Source organism: Salipiger sp. ABF4_146 (genome assembly GCF_056161345.1).
The window spans coordinates 372541-389094 of sequence record NZ_JBSWYX010000001.1 but is presented as its reverse complement, the minus strand read 5'-3'; the positions used below and the strand labels follow the sequence as shown (position 1 = coordinate 389094).

General features: G+C 63.7%; 15 protein-coding genes. 9 read left to right on the top strand and 6 right to left on the bottom strand.

Features of this window, described 5'->3' with window-relative positions:
- Nucleotides 1-20: 20 nt before the first annotated feature.
- Complete coding sequence (gene moaA, locus ACXAJT_RS01880) at nt 21-1025, bottom strand: GTP 3',8-cyclase MoaA (RefSeq protein WP_475232396.1); 1005 nt, start codon at nt 1023-1025, stop codon at nt 21-23.
- Between the two features lie 84 nt (nt 1026-1109).
- Here moaA and ACXAJT_RS01875 point away from each other — a divergent pair, with 84 nt between their 5' ends.
- The 3 genes from ACXAJT_RS01875 (at nt 1110) to ACXAJT_RS01865 (ending at nt 3921) form a co-directional block, all read left to right on the top strand.
- Complete coding sequence (locus tag ACXAJT_RS01875; protein ID WP_475232393.1) at nt 1110-1646, top strand: hypothetical protein; 537 nt, start codon at nt 1110-1112, stop codon at nt 1644-1646.
- A gap of 248 nt (nt 1647-1894) precedes the next feature.
- Nucleotides 1895-3016 (top strand): peptide chain release factor 2, encoded by a 1122-nt coding sequence (gene prfB / locus ACXAJT_RS01870; RefSeq protein ID WP_475232391.1) that lies wholly within the window; start codon nt 1895-1897, stop codon nt 3014-3016.
- Nucleotides 3017-3108: 92 nt separating this feature from the next.
- Nucleotides 3109-3921 (top strand): DUF2189 domain-containing protein, encoded by an 813-nt coding sequence (locus ACXAJT_RS01865; RefSeq protein ID WP_475232389.1) that lies wholly within the window; start codon nt 3109-3111, stop codon nt 3919-3921.
- 52 nt (nt 3922-3973) lie between these two features.
- Here the strand turns inward: ACXAJT_RS01865 and ACXAJT_RS01860 are convergent, their stop codons facing one another.
- Nucleotides 3974-4792, bottom strand: coding sequence for a helix-turn-helix domain-containing protein (locus tag ACXAJT_RS01860; protein WP_475232387.1), 819 nt, complete (start codon nt 4790-4792; stop codon nt 3974-3976).
- 228 nt (nt 4793-5020) lie between these two features.
- On the opposite strand from ACXAJT_RS01860, the gene ACXAJT_RS01855 reads away from it, so the two are divergent.
- The gene (locus ACXAJT_RS01855; RefSeq protein ID WP_475232385.1) at nt 5021-5374 is read left to right on the top strand and encodes a S1 domain-containing protein; all 354 of its coding nucleotides are present in this window, start codon (nt 5021-5023) and stop codon (nt 5372-5374) included.
- Between the two features lie 118 nt (nt 5375-5492).
- Here ACXAJT_RS01855 and ilvN read toward each other — a convergent pair whose 3' ends face one another.
- Nucleotides 5493-6056: an acetolactate synthase small subunit gene (gene ilvN / locus ACXAJT_RS01850; RefSeq protein ID WP_475232383.1), complete on the bottom strand. Its 564-nt coding sequence runs from the start codon at nt 6054-6056 to the stop codon at nt 5493-5495.
- Nucleotides 6057-6228: 172 nt separating this feature from the next.
- On the opposite strand from ilvN, the gene ACXAJT_RS01845 reads away from it, so the two are divergent.
- Nucleotides 6229-6762, top strand: coding sequence for a hypothetical protein (locus tag ACXAJT_RS01845; RefSeq protein ID WP_475232381.1), 534 nt, complete (start codon nt 6229-6231; stop codon nt 6760-6762).
- 239 nt (nt 6763-7001) lie between these two features.
- Here the strand turns inward: ACXAJT_RS01845 and ACXAJT_RS01840 are convergent, their stop codons facing one another.
- Complete coding sequence (locus ACXAJT_RS01840; RefSeq protein WP_475232379.1) at nt 7002-8756, bottom strand: acetolactate synthase 3 large subunit; 1755 nt, start codon at nt 8754-8756, stop codon at nt 7002-7004.
- A gap of 437 nt (nt 8757-9193) precedes the next feature.
- Here ACXAJT_RS01840 and ACXAJT_RS01835 point away from each other — a divergent pair, with 437 nt between their 5' ends.
- The gene (locus ACXAJT_RS01835) at nt 9194-9391 is read left to right on the top strand and encodes a hypothetical protein (RefSeq protein ID WP_475232377.1); all 198 of its coding nucleotides are present in this window, start codon (nt 9194-9196) and stop codon (nt 9389-9391) included.
- A gap of 144 nt (nt 9392-9535) precedes the next feature.
- On the opposite strand, the gene ACXAJT_RS01830 is transcribed toward ACXAJT_RS01835, so the two are convergent.
- Both ACXAJT_RS01830 and ACXAJT_RS01825 read right to left on the bottom strand, forming a co-directional pair.
- Complete coding sequence (locus ACXAJT_RS01830; protein WP_475232375.1) at nt 9536-10210, bottom strand: response regulator transcription factor; 675 nt, start codon at nt 10208-10210, stop codon at nt 9536-9538.
- Nucleotides 10207-11643 carry a cache domain-containing protein gene (locus ACXAJT_RS01825; protein ID WP_475232373.1) on the bottom strand — a complete coding sequence of 479 codons (1437 nt, stop codon included), beginning with the start codon at nt 11641-11643 and terminating at the stop codon, nt 10207-10209. The genes ACXAJT_RS01830 and ACXAJT_RS01825 overlap by 4 nt, the downstream gene beginning before the upstream one ends.
- A gap of 247 nt (nt 11644-11890) precedes the next feature.
- Between ACXAJT_RS01825 and ACXAJT_RS01820 the strand changes: the two genes are divergently transcribed.
- From ACXAJT_RS01820 to ACXAJT_RS01810, 3 genes are all read left to right on the top strand, one after another.
- A complete protein-coding gene (locus ACXAJT_RS01820) occupies nt 11891-12976 on the top strand; it encodes a TRAP transporter substrate-binding protein (protein ID WP_475232371.1) in 1086 nt (361 codons plus the stop codon).
- Nucleotides 12977-13111: 135 nt separating this feature from the next.
- On the top strand, nt 13112-14041 hold the full coding sequence (locus ACXAJT_RS01815) for a TRAP transporter small permease subunit (protein ID WP_475232369.1): 930 nt from the start codon (nt 13112-13114) through the stop codon (nt 14039-14041).
- 15 nt (nt 14042-14056) lie between these two features.
- Entirely contained in the window at nt 14057-16411 is a 2355-nt protein-coding gene (locus tag ACXAJT_RS01810; protein ID WP_475232367.1) for a TRAP transporter large permease, read from the top strand.
- The last annotated feature ends 143 nt before the right edge of the window (nt 16412-16554 follow it).

The window sequence follows — 16554 nt, the reverse complement described above, 5'->3', positions numbered from 1 at the left end:
TAAGTCGTCTCAGTCAGTTGTCAGCCGCCGGTGTGGCTCATGTGACGCGACACGCGGCCATCCACCGACTGGCGCGAATAGTCGAAATCATGCCCCTCGGGTTTGCGCGCGATGGCCTCGCGGATCGCACGTTCCAGCGGCGCGTTGCTGTCGGGGTGATTGCGCAGCGGCGCGCGCAGGTCGGCATTGTCTTCCTGGCCGAGGCACATGAAGAGCTCGCCGGTGCAGGTCAGCCGCACGCGGTTGCAGCTTTCGCAGAAATTGTGCGTCAGCGGGGTGATGAAGCCGATCTTCTGGCCGGTTTCTTCCAGCCGCACGTAGCGCGCCGGGCCGCCGGTGCTCTCGGGCAGGTCGGTGATCGTGTAGTGCTCGGCGAGTTTGGCGCGCACATCCGACAGTTTCCAGTACTGGCCCAGACGGTCTTCGTTGCCGATGTCGCCCATGGGCATGACCTCGATCCAGGTCAGATCGATGCCGCGCTCGGCGCACCATTCGGTCATCGAGAACAGCTCGCTTTCGTTGAAGCCCTTCAGCGCCACGGCGTTGAGCTTGACGCGCATGCCGACTTTCTGCGCCGCGTCGATGCCGCGCAGCACCTGCGGCAAGCGGCCCCAGCGGGTGATGTCGGCGAACTTCTGTTCGTCCAGCGTGTCGAGCGAGATGTTCACCCGGCGCACGCCGGCGTCCCACAGCGGCTGCGCGAAGCGTTCAAGCTGCGAGCCGTTGGTGGTGAGCGTCAACTCCTTCAGCGCGCCCGAGTCGAGATGCCGGGTCATGGCGTTGAAGAAAGTCATGATGTCGCGCCGCACCAGTGGCTCGCCGCCGGTGATGCGCAGTTTTTCGACGCCGAGGCCGACAAATGTGGAACACAGGCGGTCGAGCTCTTCGAGCGTCAGCAACTCCTTCTTGGGAAGGAAGCTCATGTTCTCGGACATGCAGTAGACGCAGCGAAAATCGCAGCGGTCTGTCACCGAGACGCGCAGGTAAGAGATCGGGCGGTGGAATGGATCGACAAGCGGGGTCATGACGCTGAATGTATGCGCGAAACCCTGCCGGGACAAGGCGCTGCGCGATTGTCAGACCGGGGGGGGCGCCCTAATCTTGCACACATGACAGTGAACGTTGCCAAACCCGCCCTCCATCGCAGCCCGGCGCCCCTGCTGGCGCAGGCGCCGAAATTCGTTCTAGGCGCGGCGCTCGTCGCGCTTGGCGCCTGCGCGCAGCAGGGCGCGCAGACCCCGACGGCCAGTGCCCCGCAAAGCACGGCACCGTCCGACACCTCGGTGACCACGGCCCGTCCGCCCGCCAGTGCGCGCACCGAAGAAGAGTTCGACACCACCAGCGTCGAAGAGCGGGCCGCCGCGGCTGCACCAAGCAGTTCGGGCCGCGAGTTGGGCAGCACTGTCGCCTCGCTGGGCGATCCGGCCGAGCCGGGGTTCTGGCTGGAAACGCCGCTGGTCTCCAGCGTGACGCAGGGCAGGGTGGTCTATCCCGGCACCGGCAAATCGGCGCAGGTGGAACTGCGCCCGATCGAAGGTCCGGCGTCGGGCGGCAGCCGCATTTCTCTGGCGGCAATGCGGCTGATCGGGGCTCCGCTGACCGATCTGCCGACGATCACCGTCTTCGCCGGGGGCGCGGCGGGCTGAAGTCGCGATCATGGTACGCGCCAGCTTGGCAGCCACGAGGTGAGCCCGCTGCGGCGGGTCGCCGCGCGTTCGCGCCCGGCCTGCGGACGGTGCAGCGGTTGGCGCGGTGATCGGCCCTTCTGCCGCGCTGCGGTTTTCGCGGTGAGCCAAGGCGTTCGGCGCTCTGCGCTTGAAGGGCGGCGGGCGCTGGTTTATGTCCCCCGGAACAAACGCCAGACCAAAACCGCCCTTTTCCCAGGAAGACCCGCATGCGCGCCGAGATCCAGAACACCGTCGAGAAAATCCAGAAGTCGGTCGACCTGCTGGAGCAGCGGCTCGACTGGGAGACGGCGGAATTCCGGCTCGAGGAATTCAACGCCCGCGTCGAGGACCCTAACCTCTGGGACGATCCCGCCGCCGCGCAGAAGCTGATGCGCGAACGCCAGCAACTGGTGGACGCCATCGACACCTATAAGTCGATCAAGCAGGAACTGGCGGACCAGATCGAGCTGATCGAGATGGGCGAGATGGAAGAGGATGACGAGGTCGTCTCCGAGGCCGAGACCGCGCTGAAGACGTTGGAAGAGACCGCCGCTCAGAAAGAGCTTGAGGCGCTTCTGGACGGGGAGGCCGACGGCAACGACACGTTCCTCGAGATCAACGCCGGCGCTGGCGGCACCGAGGCCTGCGACTGGGCCGCCATGCTGCAGCGCATGTACGTCCGCTGGGCAGAGAAACGCGGCTACGAGGTCGAACTGCAATCCGAGGAAGCGGGCGCCGAGGCGGGCATCAAGTCCTGCGCCTACAAAATCTCGGGCCCCAACGCCTATGGCTGGCTGAAGTCCGAAAGCGGCGTGCACCGGCTGGTGCGCATCTCTCCCTTCGGCAAGGGCACGCGTGAGACCTCTTTTGCGTCGGTTTGGGTCTACCCGGTGGTCGACGACAATATCGAGATCGAAGTGAACCCCGCCGACATCCGCGTCGACACCTACCGCTCGTCCGGGGCAGGTGGTCAGCACGTCAACACCACCGACTCGGCGGTGCGGATCACCCACCATCCCACGGGCATCGTGGTGACCTCGTCCGAAAAATCGCAGCACCAGAACCGCGACATCGCGATGAAGGCCCTGAAGTCGCGCCTGTATCAGATGGAGCTGGACCGCCGGAACGCGGCGATCAACGAGGCGCACGAGAACAAGGGCTCGGCGGGCTGGGGCAACCAGATCCGCTCTTACGTGCTGCAGCCCTACCAGATGGTCAAAGACCTGCGCACCAGCCACGAGACCTCGGACACGCAAGGCGTGCTCGACGGTGATCTCGACCCGTTCATGGGCGCGACGCTGGCGCAGCAGGTGTCGGGCAAGTCCCGCGCCGACGCGCGCGACGACTGATCCCGCGCAGCCCTTCCCAAAGGATGCTTGCCTAAACAGGGCCTTCCCGGCTTAAATCCCTGTCCAGAGGGGATACGAGGGGGGAGGCCGCCATGGACAGCGCCGGAGAGGGCTACGGGCCGCGGGATCACGCCGAGGCGCCACTGCCCGGTGTGCCGGAATTTTCCGACGTAACTGTGAAACTGCTGCGCAAGGCGCTGCGGCGCGGCTGGTCCGATCTGATCTTCGCGCCGGGCTTTGCGCTGGTGTTTGCCGGGGTCTATGTGCTGGCCGGGCTGTTTCTGGCGTGGCTGACGCTGGCGACCGGCACGAGCTTCTGGCTGGTGCTTGCGGCGATCGGCTTTCCGCTGATCAGCCCTTTTGCCGCGGTGGGCTTTTACGAGGTGTCGCGGCGGCTCGAACGCGGTCAGCCGCTGGACTGGATGCAGATCTTCAGCGTTATCCTGCGGCAGTCAAAGCGGCAGTTGCCGTCGCTCTGCGCGGTGATCGTCATCGTCTTTCTGTTCTGGTTCTTCCTCGGCCATATGATCTTTGCGTTGTTCCTTGGCCTTGCGCCGATGACCAATGTGTCGTCCAGCCTCGAGGTGTTCCTAACGCCAAACGGGCTGACCATGCTGGCGGTGGGCACGGTGGTTGGCGCGGGGTTCGCCACGCTGCTTTACATGATCACCGTGCTGGCGCTGCCGCTGCTTCTGGACCGGGACATAGATTTCGTCACCGCGATGATCGCCTCGTTCCAATACGTCATGGCGCATCCGGTGCTAATGCTGGGATGGGGCGCGCTGCTGGCGGTGGTGACCTTCGTGGCGATGCTGCCCGCGTTTCTGGGGCTATTCGTGGCGCTGCCGGTACTGGGGCACGCCACGTGGCATCTTTACGATCTGCTGCGGATCGAGGACAGATGACCCGCAGCAGACGCGCCGAGGGCCCCCGCGCGGCGGGCACCCTCGATGCATTTCAGCGGAAAGGCTCGTTGACCCGCAGCTGCTGGCGGTGGAAGGGCACCAGTTCCTTCACCGTGCGGTAGCCGCTGCCGCGTGCGGCAGAGAGCACCTTGTGCGTGTCGTAGCCAAGATATTCGTAAACCAGCCGCGCGGCGCGTCGGCCCGAGGGGTTTTCGGGCGTGGTGCGCACAGTGTAGCCGACCCAGAAATGGTTGGCGAGCGCGGCGGCGCGCGAGAGGTAGTTGAACGAGGTGGTCACCGCGTCGCGGCGGCTGACCAGCGCGGCGATGCCCTCGGCCTGCGGCATGACCAGCCCGCGATACTCGCGCGAGGCGGCATCGGTTGGCAGGTCGTGCATCGCCAAGGCCTCTTTCGGCTCGAAGCCGCGCAGAAAGGTGTACCCGTCTTGACGCGAAATCTGCACCAGCCCCACCACGAAGCGCTCTTCTTCAGAGAAGGCGGCGCGTGAAAAGCGATAAAACCCCGAGGGGAAATCGTCTTCGACAAGGCCGGTCATCCCGGCACCGACGTAATCGGCGATGAACGGGTGGCTCAGCAGATCGCGCGGCTCTTGGCGAATGTCCTCGACCGGCTCGAGCAGAATGCGCGCATCCACATCAAAGAAAGTGCAGATCCGATGCAGCACGTCCGGTCGCGGAAAGGATTCTCCGGCCAGATAGCGATTAAACTGCGTCCGGTTAATTCCAAGGTCACGGCATAGGGCTGAAATGGACGCGGCGTTCTTGCCAAGCCTTCGGAGATTCGCGCCAAACACGCTGCGCAATTCTGCGGGGCTGGGCTGCGATTGTCTGTCTCCGGGACGGTTTTCCATTCCGTTTGCTTTCTTTTTCGAGACAGTTCCCTCAAGGACAACGCCATCCATGGGCCATTCCTCCCTTTGAACTGATTACCTGTCGCGCTATGGCGTCAGGTGTGATGCCATTGCGCGACAAGCGTTGCGCATATTGTCACAAAAAGCAAGCGTGCGTCACGTTTCGCGCCATGTGCCGAGATGCTTGAGTGCGTCAGTGTTAAAGGGAGAGACGGTGGGGGTGTGTCCATGTCACGTAAAATGTATGGTGTCGTGCTTTGGGCCGATCAAACCGAACAGAAGGCAGTCATCTGGTGTGAAGACCATGGTGATCTGGCCTATTGGCACCAATCAGAACCGAGCATTCACGACGGCGCGGAACTGGATGTCGGCGATCTCATTCAATTCGAGGTCACCGAGGGCGAAAGCCTGCGGCTGGCGAGCAATCCTGAACGTCTTGAGTCGCAATCCTACTTCGGTCTTGCTCAGAGTTTGCGCGTCGCGGGGGATCCCGCAGCGCCGAGCACGGTTGATCACCCGGCTGGGGAGCGGGTGATCACCTTTCCGGGAAGCCGTCGACGTGAAAAGGCATTTGTCGCCTAACCACCACTCCGGAACGTCGCGCCTCGGAATCAAGAAAGGGTCCGCTTTGCGGACCCTTTCGCATTTCTGAAAGTCACATCTGTGAAGGTCGCTGTCGCCGGTTGGCGACAACTAAGTCTTATTCGTGACCGCGTGACAGCGCCGCGACGCCGGTGCGCGCCACCTGCACAAGGCCAAGGGGCCGCATCAGGTCGGCAAAGGCGTCGATCTTGTCAGGCGTGCCGGTCAGTTGGAAGACAAAGCTTTCCAGCGTGCTGTCGACCACATTGGCGCGGAAGATATCGGCAAGGCGCAGCGCCTCGACCCGCTTCTCGCCAGCACCCACCACCTTCAGCAGCGCCAGTTCGCGCTCGACCGAGCTGCCCTCGGCGGTCAGGTCGTGCACGTCGCGCACCGACACGATGCGCCCGAGCTGGGCCTTGATCTGTTCGATCACCTGCGGCGTGCCGGTGGTGACGATGGTGATGCGCGACAGGTGTCCTTCGTGATCCACCTCGGCCACGGTCAGGCTGTCGATGTTGTAGCCGCGCCCCGAGAAGAGGCCGATCACGCGGGCCAGAACGCCCGGCTCGTTTTCCACCAGAACGGTGATCGTATGCGTTTCCTGCACGTCCGAGAATGTCGGCCGGAGGTTGTAGGCCGAATGTTTGGACGAACCCTTCTTGATCTGTAGCGGCGACATTCTTGCAGCTCCTTATTGCAACGCGGGGGGCGGGGCGGGCCTTTCGGCAAATGTGGCGGATTGTTGACCAAGGGTGGACACAATGTTGCCTGATTTACTGGAAACCGTTCCGCTCTCTTTTTCGTGACTCCTGCTGTGCGTCACAAGGCGCAGCCAACAGGAGGAGTTATTGATGTTCGGAATTTTCAAGGGCTTCAACTCGAAAGACGAAGACCAGCATGACGGTGGCCTGCATGTGGATCTGCTGGCCGATGTGAACATCGGCGGCAAAGACGGCATTGATCTCGGCACCATCGCCGATGTCGATCTCGACGAAGATGGGCTCGACACCGATGTTCTGGCCGGGGTCAACGTCGGTGGTGAGGAGGGCATCGACGTGGACGCGTTCGCCAGCGCCGATCTCGGCGAAGACGGGCTAGATGTGGATGTGCTCGCCGATGCCGACATTGGCGGCGACGACGGCATCAACGTTGATGCTTTCGCCAGTGCCGATCTTGATGAGGACGGGCTCGATGTGGATGCGATCGCCGATGCCGATGTTGGCGAAGACATCGACGTCACCGCGCTCGCCGACGCCGACGTGGGCGAGGACATCAATCTCTTTGCGCTGCTGACCGGCAACGTCGAAGGCGGCGGCAGCGACGCGCATGGCGACGACGAATACGCCGAAGAGTGCGACGACGGATTGCTCGACATCATCCTGTAGACCGGTTTCAGAAAGACCTTTTCAACCGGCATTTCAGCAGTAATTTTACCAGTTTTTTCAGTACCGAGTGCGCGGCGTCCGGAGTGGGGGCGCCGCGCTTTTTTGGCGCTGGCAGCCGGCACTGCGGCGGGCAAAGGCACCGGGGTGATGGCGGCAAAGATCATCCGGCGTCCTCCTCTGACCGGCTGTCCGGAACGCATGTGGCGGGAAGCGGACGGGTGACCCCGTCCGCAAGGTGATCAGACCAGAACAGCGCCCTTGCCGGCGATGGCATTGGTCGCCTGCGCGTCGCCGAGCAGCATCTTGTTGTGCGGCTCGCCCGACGGGATCATCGGGAAGCAGTTCTCGTGCTTCTCGACGAGGCAGTCAAAGATCACCGGCCCGTCGTGGTTGATCATCTCCATGATCGCGTCGTCGAGATCGGCGGGATCCTTGCAGATGATGCCCTTGGCGCCAAAGGCCTCGGCGAGCTTGACGAAGTCGGGCAGGGCCTCGGACCAGCTTTGCGAATAGCGCTCGCCATGCAGCAGCTGCTGCCACTGGCGCACCATGCCAAGCCGCTCGTTGTTGAGGATGAACTGCTTCACCGGCAGGTTGAACTGCACCGCGGTCCCCATCTCCTGCATGTTCATCAGCCACGACGCCTCGCCCGCGACGTTGATCACCAGACTGTCGGGGTGCGCCACCTGCACGCCGATCGAGGCGGGGAAGCCATAGCCCATGGTGCCGAGGCCGCCGGAGGTCATCCAGCGGTTCGGGTCCTCGAACCCAAGGTACTGCGCCGCCCACATCTGGTGCTGGCCGACCTCGGTTGCAATGTAGCGGTCATGCCCCTTGGTCAGCGCCTCCAGACGTTCCAGCGCGTACTGCGGTTTGATCACCGTCTCGGACTTGCGGTAGGTCAGGCATTCGACCTTCTTCCACTCTTCGATCTGCTGCCACCACTTGGCGATCGCCTCGCGGTTCACCTTTCGGCCGCGCGCCTTCCAGATCTTCAGCACGTCCTCGAGCACATGCGCCACGTCGCCGACGATCGGCATGTCGGCCTTGATCACCTTGTTGATCGACGACGGATCGATGTCGATATGCGCCTTTTTCGAGCGCGGCGAGAAGGCGTCGAGGCGGCCGGTGATCCGGTCGTCGAAGCGCGCGCCGATGTTGATCATCAGGTCGCAGCCGTGCATCGCGAGGTTGGCCTCATAAAGACCGTGCATACCGAGCATCCCCAGCCACGCCTTGCCCGAGGCGGGGTAGGCGCCAAGGCCCATCAGTGTCGAGGTGATCGGGAAGCCGGTGGCCTCGACCATTTCGCGCAGCAACTGGCTCGCGGCAGGGCCGGAGTTGATCACGCCGCCGCCAGTGTAGAACACCGGGCGCTCTGCGGTTTCGATCGCCTCGACCAGTTGCGTGATGGTCTCGATGTCGCCCTTCACCTGCGGCTGGTAGTGGCCGACCGGGGCCTGCGGCTTGGCGGTGTAATCGCCCGTGGCGAACTGAACGTCCTTGGGAATATCGATCAGCACCGGGCCGGGACGGCCCGAGGTCGACACGTGGAACGCCTGATGGATGATGGCCGACAGCTTGTCGGTCTCTTTCACCAGCCAGTTGTGCTTGGTGCAGGGGCGGGTGATGCCAACGGTGTCCGCCTCCTGGAAGGCGTCCGAGCCGATCATGAAGGTCGGCACCTGACCCGACAGCACGATGATCGGGATCGAGTCCAGCAGCGCATCGGTCAGGCCGGTCACCGCGTTGGTCGCGCCCGGGCCCGAGGTCACCAGCGCCACGCCGGGCTTGCCGGTCGAGCGGGCATAGCCTTCGGCGGCGTGGATCGCGCCTTGCTCATGCCGCACGAGGATGTGGCGGATGTCGTTTTGCTGAAAGATCTCGTCATAAATCGGTAGCACCGCGCCACCGGGGTAGCCGAATACCGTGTCCACACCCTGATCCTTCAGGGCCTGAACCACCATCTTCGCTCCGGTCATCTGACGTGTCATCGCGGTCTCCGTTCCAGACGTCATTCACTCATTTCTTTCGCGCACAAAAAAGCCCCCGAGGATTTCGGGGGCGCATGGGGGTCCATTATGGTTCCGATTACCGGCCCATGCGCCATGTCTCTACAATGATTACAAGTAGGCCCATAATCGGCGGCTCCGTCTATGCGTGCGGCGGAACATAGGCGGAGGGGCAGGGGGCGTCAACACCCAACGGCTCAGAAAAAATGCGCGGCGCGCGAGAAATTTTTACATTTGTTGCGCAGATTGAGGGCGCAGACGGAGTTTTCCGAAATCCTGCGCCAGTTTTGGCCGGCCATGCGCTACGACTCGCCCAGCACACGCGACCCCGCGTCAACGTGAATTGTCCATGCCGGGCCCGAGTGGGATACTGAGTGCAATACTGAACTGAAGGGTTCACCTATGCGCAGGAGGGATACATGGCGCGTCATCACAGGTTCTATCGTCACGCGCGTGACTTCGGCATCGTCAAAGCAGCCACGCTCATTGGCCTGCTGGTGCTGACCCAAGCGTTGGCAACCCTCGAAAGCGATCCCGACGAAGAGGCGTCGATCCGCGGGCTGCAGGCCCCGGCTGTCGTCATGACCTCTGGTCTTGCCAGCAGCGACGCCGCCTAAGACCGGGACGTTGATCCCCGGCGCGCTCTGCGTCCGACGTGGAGCGCGGGCATTGTGCCTGCGGTGGGATGGTTCCCGACACGACGCTTTACACGCGGAAAGACGGTGCACGCGATGCCGACAGCTATGGCGGTGGCAGGTGCCTTAGCTGTTGACGCCGGTGCCCTGCAGCACCCCGTGTTCTAGCGCGTATCGGGTGAGCCCGGCGGTAGAACTGATGCCAAGCTTGCGCTTGATGTTCTTGCGGTGTGTCTCGACCGTGCGCACCGAGATGTCGAGCGCCTGTGCCACTTCCTTGTTCGACTTGCCCTGCGCCAGTTGCAGCAGGATGGTCTGCTCGCGGTTGGTCAGCTGCTCGCCGCCGCCCGACATCACCGGGGCCAGCGCGCCCTCGGCGCCGGTGCAAAGGTAGCGTTCGCCGCGCATCACCGTGTCGATGGCGGTCTTGATCTCTTCGGTCGGCACGTCCTTCAGCACGTAGCCCGAAGCGCCATGGCCAAGCGCGGTTGTTATATATTGCGGCGTGTCGTGCATCGACAGGATCAGCACGCGGGTCTCGGGGCGGCGCTCTAGGATCATCTCAGTTGCCGACAGCCCGCCGAGGCCCGGCATATTGAGGTCCATCAGGATCACGTCGGGCGACAGCTCCTCCAGACGGTCGATCATCTGCTGGCCATCCGACACGGTGGCCTGCACGGTGATGTCGTCGTAGCTGTCGAGCAACGCTTCGATCCCCTCGGCGACGAGCGGGTGATCGTCGACGATGACAACCTTGGTGGGCGCGGCGTGCTGCGTGGGCTCTGGGATGGGCTGTGTCATGCGGACGCCTTGCTGTTTGGGGGGCTGGTCGAAGTGGATGCGCCCTCTTCAGGCGGCAGAAGGTGCGACAGGGGGATCTGTGCCTCGATAACCGTGCCCGATTTAGAGGACAAGATCCGCAAGCTGCCGCCAAGCTGGTCCATGCGTTCTTGCATGTTGCGCAGGCCGATACCGCGCTGGCCGCGGACCTTGTCGGGGTCGATACCGTGGCCGTTGTCCTCGATCCGCAGGGTGGCACCGCGGCGATGGCCGCGCAGGTCGATGGTGACCGAGGTGGCGCCCGAATGGCGCTCGATATTGGTCAGCGCCTCCTGTGCGATGCGGTAGAGCGCGATGCGGCCCTCCTGATCGACGCGGTTGCGGAACACCACCGTCTCGAGGCGGCTGGTGATGCCGGTGCGGGCCTCGAAATCGTCGATGAGCGCGCGCAGGGCGGGGCCGAGGCCAAGATCGTCGAGCACGCCGGGGCGCAGGTCGCGGCTGATCCGCCGCACCTCTTGGATGGCGCCGGACAGCGCCTCGGTGCCGCGGCCCAGCGTGTCCATGGCGCGCGGGTCGTTCTGACTGAGGCGGCGGCGGGTGATGTCGAGCGCGTAGCGCACGCCGACGAGGATTTGGCTGATGCCGTCGTGCAACTCGCGCGCGACGCGGCGGCGCTCGTCTTCCTGCGCGTCGAACACCCGCTGGGTCAGTTCCTTGAGCTTGGCGTCCGCGAGCCGCCGTTCGCGCAGGTTCATCGCCAGCCCCGACAGGAACACCATCAGCAGCGCGCCAAGGGTGATGCCGCCGATATAAAGAAAGGTGCGCCGGATGCGGGCCTGCACCTCAGTGCGGCTGGCGCTGACAGTGGCCAGCACGTCGTCGATCCAGACGCCGGTGCCCACCGCCCACTGCCAATCCTGAAAGCCCAGCACAAAGGCGATCATCTCTGCCTCTTCGCCGGTTGAGGGTTTGGGCCAGAGAAACGAGTGATAGCCAGAACCCTGACGCGCGATCTCGATCAGCGGATCGACGATCGGCGTGCCTTCGCTGTCGGTCAGCCCCGACCAATCCTTGCCGATCATATCGGTGCGGCGGGGCGAGACCAGATTGGTGCCGTCGTAGTCGTAGACGAAAAACGAGCCATCTTCGCCGTAGATCATCGCTGCGAGGATTTGCGCCACCTGCGTCTTGGCGGCCTCGTCGTCAGGGGCAGCGGCGCCATAGATGAAATAGAACCCGTTGCGCGCCTGGGTGACGTAGTTGCGCAGTTCCTGCTTCTTGGCTTCCAGCAATTCGGTTTCGAGCTGGCGGATCTCGCGCTCGGCCAGCATCCGCGACTGGTAGGCCACCAGCAGGGCGATGGCGGCGCAAGCAAGGATCAGCGGCACCGAGGCCAGAAGAAAGAGCTTCTGTCCGTAACTGAGCCTGAGCTTTTGCATAATTCGCCTCATCTCCCTCCAGTTACGGCATGATTCGGGCATCAGGGAAGCGGCAACGCCACAATTGCCTGAAAATTCCGCAACGGAACGCATGGTTTAGCTTTGGTATCGCAGCGTCACCCGCAAGATTATGTCGTCTTTTACGTAGTGCTGGGTATTTCGTTTGCCCGAGCACCTGTCCTAGTCTGCCCGAACTGTAACGATCCGCGCGAGGACATGAGGAGATGGCCCGCGCCTGATAATCTATGGGAGGATTTACATGGATCGTCGTTCCTTTTTGAGGGCGTCCACCGCTGGTGGCGCCGCTGCTGCCGCGTCTGCGCTTGCTGCTCCGGCCTATGCGCAGGGCCGCCGTACCCTGACCATGGTCACCACCTGGGGCCGCGGCCTTGCCGGTGTGCATGACAGCGCGCAGTACTGTGCCGATCAGATCACCGCGGCCACCGACGGCCAACTGACCGTGGAACTGAAGGCCGCGGGCGAGCTTGTGGGCGCCTTCGAGGTGTTCGACGCGGTGTCCGCCGGTCAGGCCGACATGTACCACGGCGTGGACTACTACTTCCTCGGCCAGCACCCGGCGCTGTCGTTCTTCAGCCAGGTGCCGTTCGGCATGAACTTCATGGAATATGCCAACTGGTTCTACCACGACGGCGGCGAGGCGCTCTGCGATGAGCTGTATTCCATCTTTGGCCTGAAGGCCTTCCCGTCGGGCAACACCGGCCCGCAGTCGGGCGGCTGGTTCTCGAAAGAGATCAACTCGCCGGAAGACTTCCAGGGCCTGAAGTTCCGCATGCCGGGCCAGGGCGGCCAGGTGCTGGGCAAGCTCGGCGCATCGGTGCAGAACCTGCCGGGCGCGGAAGTGTATCAGGCGCTGTCCTCGGGCGCGATCGACGGCACCGAGTGGATCGGTCCGTGGGCGGACGAGAAGGCCGGTTTCCAGGAAATCACCAAGATCTACTACACCGCCGGTTTCCACGAGCCGGGCCCGAACCTGAACCTGACGATGAACCTCGACGTGTTCGAAGGGCTGAGCGCCGGCCATCAGGAGATCGTCCGTCAGGTGGCGCGCGCGTCGAACCTGTGGACCATGTCGCTGTTCATGGCCAACAACTCGGCGGCGCTGCAGCGTCTGCAGTCCGGCGGCGTGAAGCTGATGGAATTCCCCGACAGCGTCTGGGATGCCTTCGGCGCCGCGGCCAAGGAAGTCATGGAAGAGCCCATGGGCGACGAGCTTTACGCCAAGTGCTATGAGAGCTTCAACAGCTCGCTGCGCTCCTCGGCGCAGTGGATCAGCCGCTCGGAAGGCTCGTTCTCGGCACAGCGTAACCGCGTCATGGGTCTTTGATCCCACGCATATCGCAAATCGCGCCCCCGCTTCACGCGGGGGCGTAGCTGCTTCAAGACATCGCCCCGGCCGGGACCGCAATTTCCGCAGGTCCGGGGGCAGCATCCAACAAGATAAGAAAAGGGGGCACCGGTCATGGAAGAGACAGCCTCGGGTGGGGCGTTCAGTGCGATACTGGACGCGCTGGCCTGGTTCTTCGGCAATATCGCCATGTCCTTCTGGAATCTCGGCTACGCGCTGACGCATCCGTCAAGCTGGCTGAACTGGTCGGACAACGAAGCGGCGATGCGCTTCGTCTACTACGGCGCATCGGCAGAGTTCTTCTTCGTCGTGCTGACCACCTTCCTTGTGCTCACGGCCATCGGGATGTGGCGTCACAGCGTCATGTGGGGCATGGTGCGCGGGCTTGAAGCCTTCCACAACACCGTCGGGCGCGTTGCCGCATGGGCCGGCCTGATCATGGTGCTGCAGCAGGTGATCATCATCCTCGTGCAGCGCATCTTCGCGCGGCCGGACCTGTCGTTCGGCTTCGGCGTTCCGGTGACCTTCGACGTCAGCTGGTGGTCCGAAGAGCTCAAGCTCTACAACGCCATCGTCGTGGCGCTGTGTCTGGCCTACACCTTTGTGCAAGGCGGTCACGTGCGCGTCGATCTGGTCTACTCGCCGGTGAAATACTCCACCAAGAAGATCATCGACATGTTCGGCAGCCTGTTCTTCATGCTGCCCATGGCCACGCTGATGTGGCTTTACTCGTGGTTCTTCCTGTGGCGGCACCTGATCGTGCCCAAACCCTCGGCCTCCGAAGGTCTGGAGCGGCTGCTGATGAAGGCCCGCGCGCTGCGCTGGAACGTCGAGACCATCGGCTTCAGCCCCAACGGCTTTTCCGCCTACTTCCTGTTCAAGATCCTGATCGTGCTGATGTGCGGCTTCATCTTCCTGCAGGGGGTCACCTTCTTCTGGCGCTCCTACCTCGAATGGAAAGAGGGCCCGGAGAGCGACGGCAAATACCACGATCACGACAGGGTCGAAGCGGGCGAAGAAGCCTACGACCACGCGGAATTCTGAGAGGGACATAGGTAAATGCTTTTCGGACTCGATGGCGTCGAGATCGGCCTGATCATCGTCTTTCTCACGCTCTTCTCCTCGATCCTTTCGGGCTTTCCGGTGGCGTTCGCCATCGGCGGCGCGGGGGTCATCTCCTTCGGCATCATCGCCGCGCTCGACAGCGCGGGGCTGCTGATCCATCAGGCCATCGACACGGGCTCTGACGCCTATCGTGCGCTGGTCGACAGCGGCGTGCGCGAAGACGCCATTTCCATATTCCGCTATCCGGACCTGCCGCGCTACGCGATGCCGGTGTTCGACCGCGGCTGGGAGGTGGCGCTCGACCGCAACGTGTCGTTCATCGTCAACCGCATCAACGAACGGGTCATCGCGGGCCAGTCGATCGAGACGCTGCTGGCCGTGCTGATGTTCGTGATGATGGGCATCGTGCTGGAACGCTCGAAGATCGCCAACGACCTGCTGACCACCATGGCGCGCGTCTTTGGCCCGCTGCCGGGCGGTCTTGCGGTGTCGATCGTCGTCGTCGGCGCGTTTCTTGCGGCCTCCACCGGCATCGTCGGCGCCACCGTGGTGACCATGGGCCTGCTGGCCCTGCCGACCATGCTGCGCAACAACTACTCGCCCGAGCTGGCGACCGGCGTTATCGCCGCGTCAGGCACGCTGGGGCAGATCATCCCGCCGTCGATCGTGATCGTTCTGCTGGGCACGCTGGCGGGCGATCTCTACGCCACCGCGCAGGAAGACCGCGCGCAGCTTGCCGGCTGCACCGACGCGCTGACGCTGCTGGGCGAGCCGGCGGTGGTTTCGGTGGGCACGCTGTTCCAAGCGGCGCTGCTGCCGGGGATCCTGCTTGCCGGTCTTTACGCGCTCTACGCCTTTGGCTTTGCCATGTTCCGCCCGCAATCGGCGCCGCCGGTGCAGCTTGACGGCGGCGGCGGCGAGCCGGTGACCCGCGGCGAGGCGCTGACGTGGTACCTTGGGGTTCCGGCGCTGATCATCGTCGGCACGCTTGTGCTGGGTCAGATCGGCATCGTCGGCTCGCAGTCGACGCAGGTCGACAGCTTCTCCGACAGCGGCCAGATGGCGTCGCTGCGCACCAATGTCGGCCCGGAGTGTCAGGCGTCGATGATCGACCTGCACGGTCAGGAGGCATGGGACGCGGCGGTTGCCGAACAGCAGGCCATCGACGAGGCTGGCGGTCTGGAGATGAGCGAGCGCCTGAGCCCCGAGCGGATCGAAGAGCTGCGCATCGCCAAGATCGCCAACGCCGCACCGATCGGCACGGGCATCGCGGTGATCGCGGTTCTGCTGGGCATCGTGCTGGCCTGGGCGCGGGCCGTGTCGCCCTCGTCCGAGCCGCGGCCGCTGCTCATCGGCGCGGGCGGTCTGGTGCTTGGGCTGCTGGTCGACGTGCTGTTCATCAACGCCAACACCTCGCCGATGGCGACGGTTCTGATGATGCTGATCCCGTGGGCCATCGCGCTCTGGGGCTGCAAGCACGCCGCCGCGCGCCTTGCGCAGAACGATCTCATCCGGGTGGTCTTCCCGCCGCTGGTGCTGATCGTCGCCGTGCTGGGCTCGATCCTTGGCGGCATCACCAACCCGACGCCCGCCGCGGCGCTCGGCGCGGCCGGTGCCATCATGCTGGCGGCCTACCGCAAGCTCGGGGAAGAGGGCCGCTCGCCGAAGATCATCCTGATGTCCACCTTCGCGGTGGCGATCATGATCCTCATCGGGGTGAACTTCGACCTGCGGGTCGGCACCGAGGGCGCGGGCGCCGAGACCTGGATCGCCTTCATGGTGGCGCAGGCGGCGTATCTCTATGCGCTCTTTGGTCTGCTGTTCGCCTGCTGGGTGTTGCTCAAGGCCGGGGTGCTTGGGCCGGCGGTGCGCGAGACGGCGAAGGTGACCTCGATGGTGTTCACCATCCTCGTGGCCTCGCAATTGCTGAACCTCGTGGTGATCTCCTTCGGGGGCGAGCACTACATCCAGCAGTTCCTGCGCAGCTTCGATGACGAGCACAAGGTCTTCCTGATCGTCATGCTGGTGCTGTTCATCCTCGGCTTCGTGCTCGACTTCCTCGAGATCATCTACATCGTTGTGCCGATCGTCGGGCCGGTGATCTATGGCGGCTCGTTCGATCCGAAGTGGGTGACCATCATGATCGCGGTGAACCTGCAGACCTCGTTCCTGACGCCGCCCTTCGGCTTTGCGCTGTTCTACCTGCGCGGCGTGGCGCCAAGTTCGGTGACCACGGGGCATATCTACCGCGGGGTGCTGCCCTTCGTGCTGATCCAGGTGGCCGGGCTTGCGCTGCTGTGGTTCGCGCCGGGGATTGTGACCATCGTTCCCGACCTGATCCCGAACTGATCGGTCAGGTGAGTGACAGCAGGGGGCGGGCCGAAAGGTCCGCCCCTTTGCGTTGATGGGGAGGCAATTCTCTTAGAAGGCTTTTGCCGCTGCTTGAGCCGTCTTCATATAAACGATGATCAATATGAGATGGCCTTCAGCGC

Coding starts and splice junctions, on each gene's coding strand:
- ACXAJT_RS01845 (WP_475232381.1), top strand. CDS start 6,229: ATGTTCGGAATTTTCAAGGGCTTCAACTCGAAAGACGAAGACCAGCAT.
- prfB (WP_475232391.1), top strand. CDS start 1,895: ATGCGCGCCGAGATCCAGAACACCGTCGAGAAAATCCAGAAGTCGGTC.
- ACXAJT_RS01820 (WP_475232371.1), top strand. CDS start 11,891: ATGGATCGTCGTTCCTTTTTGAGGGCGTCCACCGCTGGTGGCGCCGCT.
- ACXAJT_RS01825 (WP_475232373.1), bottom strand. CDS start 11,643: ATGAGGCGAATTATGCAAAAGCTCAGGCTCAGTTACGGACAGAAGCTC.
- ACXAJT_RS01835 (WP_475232377.1), top strand. CDS start 9,194: ATGGCGCGTCATCACAGGTTCTATCGTCACGCGCGTGACTTCGGCATC.
- ACXAJT_RS01860 (WP_475232387.1), bottom strand. CDS start 4,792: ATGGAAAACCGTCCCGGAGACAGACAATCGCAGCCCAGCCCCGCAGAA.
- moaA (WP_475232396.1), bottom strand. CDS start 1,025: ATGACCCCGCTTGTCGATCCATTCCACCGCCCGATCTCTTACCTGCGC.
- ACXAJT_RS01830 (WP_475232375.1), bottom strand. CDS start 10,210: ATGACACAGCCCATCCCAGAGCCCACGCAGCACGCCGCGCCCACCAAG.
- ACXAJT_RS01855 (WP_475232385.1), top strand. CDS start 5,021: ATGTCACGTAAAATGTATGGTGTCGTGCTTTGGGCCGATCAAACCGAA.
- ACXAJT_RS01815 (WP_475232369.1), top strand. CDS start 13,112: ATGGAAGAGACAGCCTCGGGTGGGGCGTTCAGTGCGATACTGGACGCG.
- ACXAJT_RS01875 (WP_475232393.1), top strand. CDS start 1,110: ATGACAGTGAACGTTGCCAAACCCGCCCTCCATCGCAGCCCGGCGCCC.
- ilvN (WP_475232383.1), bottom strand. CDS start 6,056: ATGTCGCCGCTACAGATCAAGAAGGGTTCGTCCAAACATTCGGCCTAC.
- ACXAJT_RS01840 (WP_475232379.1), bottom strand. CDS start 8,756: ATGACACGTCAGATGACCGGAGCGAAGATGGTGGTTCAGGCCCTGAAG.
- ACXAJT_RS01865 (WP_475232389.1), top strand. CDS start 3,109: ATGGACAGCGCCGGAGAGGGCTACGGGCCGCGGGATCACGCCGAGGCG.
- ACXAJT_RS01810 (WP_475232367.1), top strand. CDS start 14,057: ATGCTTTTCGGACTCGATGGCGTCGAGATCGGCCTGATCATCGTCTTT.